The organism is Shewanella sp. 11B5, assembly GCF_002836795.1.
Lineage (GTDB): Bacteria > Pseudomonadota > Gammaproteobacteria > Enterobacterales > Shewanellaceae > Shewanella > Shewanella frigidimarina.
Genome location: NZ_PJAP01000565.1, coordinates 1 through 4,282, shown reverse-complemented (window position 1 = coordinate 4,282; position 4,282 = coordinate 1). Strand labels below are relative to the sequence as shown.

Sequence of the window (4,282 nt, the reverse complement as noted above, 5' to 3'; positions counted from 1 at the left end):
CGAAATTTTTGATGAAGAATCAAAAAAATGCGCGAATGCTAAATGGCTAGCCCAAGGCACTATTTATCCTGACGTGATTGAATCAGCGGGCAGTGCAACCGGTAAAGCACATGTGATTAAGTCGCACCACAATGTTGGCGGTTTACCTGCCGATATGAAGATGGGTTTAGTTGAACCACTACGTGAGTTATTTAAAGATGAAGTGCGTAAAATTGGTTTAGAGTTAGGCCTGCCTTACAACATGCTTTATCGTCATCCGTTCCCAGGACCAGGTTTAGGTGTTCGTGTACTTGGCGAAGTGAAAAAAGAATATTGTGATTTACTGCGAAGTGCAGACGCTATCTTTATTGAAGAGCTACACAAAGCTGATTTGTATAATAAAGTGAGCCAAGCCTTTACCGTTTTCTTACCCGTTCGTTCGGTAGGTGTAATGGGTGATGGTCGTAAGTATGATTGGGTTGTATCGCTACGTGCGGTAGAAACTATCGACTTTATGACCGCACATTGGGCACATTTGCCGTATGATTTCTTAGGCCGCGTTTCTAACCGTATTATCAATGAAGTCGATGGTATTTCTCGTGTGGTTTATGATATTTCAGGTAAGCCGCCTGCAACAATTGAATGGGAATAACGCTGTAGCGTGACACCTAGTTTGATTTAAAAAAGACGCTGCGGCGTCTTTTTTATTTGCTAGAATAGCCACGTATGACAATTACCTAGGTTTTATAGAGTGACAGATACCCCAAAAGCACACGTTTCCACCGATACTTGCCCACTTTCTAATGCGCACAATGATAAATCGAATCAGCTTCAGCGCGCCATTGATGAAAAGTGGATGCGTTTAGCGATGCAACTTGCCGAGCAAGCCGAGCTAAAAGGCGAAGTGCCTGTGGGTGCCGTATTGGTTAAAGACGATGTATTGATTGCTAGTGGTTGTAATTTAAGTATTGTAAATCACGATCCAACCGCTCACGCCGAGATGGAATGTATTCGTCAAGCCGGCAAGGTGTTAGAAAATTATCGTATGCTCGACACCACTTTATATGTCACGTTAGAGCCCTGCACTATGTGCGCGGGTGCTATGGTGCACAGCCGTATTACGCGGGTTGTGTATGGTGCGGATGATTTAAAAACTGGCGCGGCGGGTAGTGTGATTAATTTATTGCAACATCCTGTATTTAATCATCAGCTTGAAGTGAGTTCAGGTGTGATGGCAGCAGAATGTGGCGCGCAATTAAGTGCATTTTTTCAGCGACGTAGAGCTGAAAAAAAAGCACTCAAACAGTTAGCTAAAAAATAGACTGATTGAGTGACTTGTTTTTATGTGGTTAACGAAAGATTAATTTTCAGTTTGAACCAATAAAAAATGAGCTCGTTGACGATTTTGAATGCGGCTTTTATGTACTTTAAGCATGACACGACGACGTGACATGGTATTGCTTATAGCTCTTCTTCTCATACCGTGATCCCTTAATATTGGCTAACCTCACCGAGGTTACTGATAAACAACATACTTTAGCAGAATGCTTTCTAACGATAAATTCAGCACCATAGTACCTTATATTCGTGACGATTATCGGTCAGCTTTATGACGATAAACTCTCACGCATAATAATTATTGCGCCGATACGTGACTTTTGGCTGGCACTTCTTCTGCAATCACTTCAACTTGTTCTTTCTCTTCGATAATCTCCATTGTTTTGGTTTGATTATCGATCCAAACTAAGGTGTCGTAGTAACGACGAATACTGTCAACATAATGGACAGCTTCACTACCACGAGCATAACCATAGCGAGTTTGTTTATAATATTTAGATTGTTGCAGCAAAGGTAATACTTTTTTGACATCACGCCATGCGCTTGGATCCATTCCCATTGATTCTGTTAATCGGCGCGCATCTTCAACATGGCCTAAACCGATATTATAAGACGCCAGTGCGAACCAGATCCGTTGAGCTTCAGAAATGGTGTCTGGCAGTCTCTCCATCATGTCTTTTAAATAAAATGCGCCACCACGTATGCTTTGTTCTGCATCTAGACGATCATCTACACCGACGTAAGCTGCTGTAGGCTGGGTTAGCATCATCATACCTCTCACCCCAGTAGGTGAGCGAGCACTCGGATTCCAGTGTGATTCTTGATAACTGGCGGCCGCTAATTTACGCCAATCTAACTCTCCAGAATACTCCTCGAAAAAACTGCGATATTCGGGAAGAATATTATCAATTGCGCGGATAAAGGCACGAGTATCAACGTAATCAAAACGTTTTACGTGGCCAAAATACTTCTCGTTTAAATGCTCCAGCGTACCTGCACGCCTTTCTTTATGCCAAAAAGCCAACAACTTACTCATTAAACGATCGCTGTTATTCGGCGGTAATAGCCACACCACTTCGACTTTTTCTTCTAAAATCATTCCCGCGCGCAGTTCGGGTAAAAAGCGTTGATTGATCAATAAACTATTTGAATCTGAAATGGTGTAGTTCAGTTCACCGTTGGCTATTAGTGCAAACAGTTCTTCATTGTCTTTGTCGTTGACTTGATTCCACATCAACTCAGGATAGTCTTTTTGTAATTTGGTTAAGGTATTGACCGAAGATGAGTTAGCCATGACGGTAATCTCACCCGACAGAGTGCTAATGTCTTTGGGTTCCGGAGTGCCTTCCTTATATACCAGTACTTGGTTGACTTTATATAATGTTGGTCCGAGCTTGAATTGTTGACTGCGGTTGGGGGTTTTAGCGATACCGGCCGCAATAATATCAATCTTGTTTTCTTTTAATGCCGCAAATAATTGCTTGCGATTGGTATACGGAATCATCTCTAAAGGGACGGCTAAATAGTCAGCAAAGCGCTGCGCCATTTCAAAATCGAATCCGCTTTCACCCTGTTCTGAATTCAGATAAATCTGTGGGCCATATAAGGTCCCTACCTTTAATACGGTACGCTTAGGTGCAGGAGCGGCAATATCAACATCTTGAATATCAACAGGTTGACAGGCGGATAGAATCCCGCAAAGTAAGATTATGAATAAGGTTTTGATCATATTTATTAATTGGTTATCTTAAGTTGTTTCGTTAATGTCACCAGAATGATGTGTAAAAACGAATGAAATACCGGTTGAATAGCCTTTAAATATGTAGGGGAGTTAGCTTATTTTTGGCTTACTTTATCAGGAGTTTTCCTAAACGCCTATAGTTGAGCAAATAAGCAGCATTTTGTGGTTGTTTTTTGTTAAAAGGTAAAGTGATCATGTTATTCACTTTAGCATTACTTGAGTGGGATATTTTCCCTATCAGGAAACACTGTTTTCACCGGTGCTTGAAGGTGATTTGTAGTGTGCAATTCCCTATAATAGCGCCAATTCTGATCCTCCTATATTATAAAGGTGAATAGACGTGATGGAAATCATTCGCGGAGCCCCAGCACTATCTGCATTTAGAGTTCAAAAACTCATGGAGGCTTGCGAAAACGCAGCGCTTCCTGTTTCTCAAATTTATGCTGAATATGTACATTTAGCCAGTTTGAGTGAACCACTAGATGATAATGAACGTCTACAGTTAGAAACTATTCTTACTTATGGCCCAGCTATTGAGTCTCATGCCCCACAAGGCACTTTACTGTTTGTTACCCCTCGTCCTGGCACTATTTCTCCTTGGTCTTCTAAAGCAACCGACATTGCTCATAACTGTGGTTTAGGCAAAGTTAGCCGTCTTGAACGTGGTATTGCTTATTATGTTGAAGCGTCAGTATTAACCGCAGAACAACAAAAACTACTGCAAGGGTTATTACATGACCGTATGGTCGAAGTGATGCTGCCAGCGTTTGAAGCTGCTGAAGTATTATTTGCTCGTACAGAACCGGCAAAATTTAGCAGTGTGAATATTCTTGCTGAAGGCCGCCGCGCATTAGAAGTGGCCAACATTAAGCTAGGCTTGGCCCTTGCCGATGATGAGATTGACTATTTAATTGAAAATTTTGTTCGTTTAAAGCGTAACCCTAACGACATCGAATTAATGATGTTTGCTCAAGCAAACTCGGAACATTGTCGCCACAAAATTTTCAATGCAGATTGGACAATCGATGGTGAAGTACAGCCAAAGTCATTGTTCAAAATGATTAAAAACACCTTTGAAGTGACACCTGATTACGTGTTATCAGCTTACAAAGATAATGCTGCGGTGATGACAGGTTCTGTTGCGGGACGTTTTTTCCCTGATCCCGATGGTATTTACAACTATCACACCGAGCCAATGCATATATTGATGAAAGTCGAAACGCA

General features: G+C 41.6%; 3 protein-coding genes and 1 pseudogene. 3 read left to right on the top strand and 1 reads right to left on the bottom strand.

What is annotated here, in order from left to right:
• Both guaA and tadA read left to right on the top strand, forming a co-directional pair.
• Positions 1-631: glutamine-hydrolyzing GMP synthase (guaA, locus tag CXF78_RS13225; RefSeq protein WP_145991441.1), on the top strand; the 631-nt coding region annotated here is incomplete at its 5' end.
• Between the two features lie 189 nt (positions 632-820).
• Positions 821-1,300: a tRNA adenosine(34) deaminase TadA gene (gene tadA / locus CXF78_RS13220; RefSeq protein WP_180957139.1), complete on the top strand. Its 480-nt coding sequence runs from the start codon at positions 821-823 to the stop codon at positions 1,298-1,300.
• 315 nt (positions 1,301-1,615) lie between these two features.
• On the opposite strand, the gene mltF is transcribed toward tadA, so the two are convergent.
• Entirely contained in the window at positions 1,616-3,046 is a 1,431-nt protein-coding gene (gene mltF / locus CXF78_RS13215) for a membrane-bound lytic murein transglycosylase MltF (protein WP_011636614.1), read from the bottom strand.
• Positions 3,047-3,401: 355 nt separating this feature from the next.
• On the opposite strand from mltF, the pseudogene CXF78_RS13210 reads away from it, so the two are divergent.
• Positions 3,402-4,282, top strand: a pseudogene (locus tag CXF78_RS13210) (phosphoribosylformylglycinamidine synthase); the annotation flags it as partial.

Bases quoted from the DNA above. Each gene is read 5' to 3' on its own strand.
- mltF (WP_011636614.1), bottom strand. From the start codon at position 3,046: ATGATCAAAACCTTATTCATAATCTTACTTTGCGGGATTCTATCCGCC.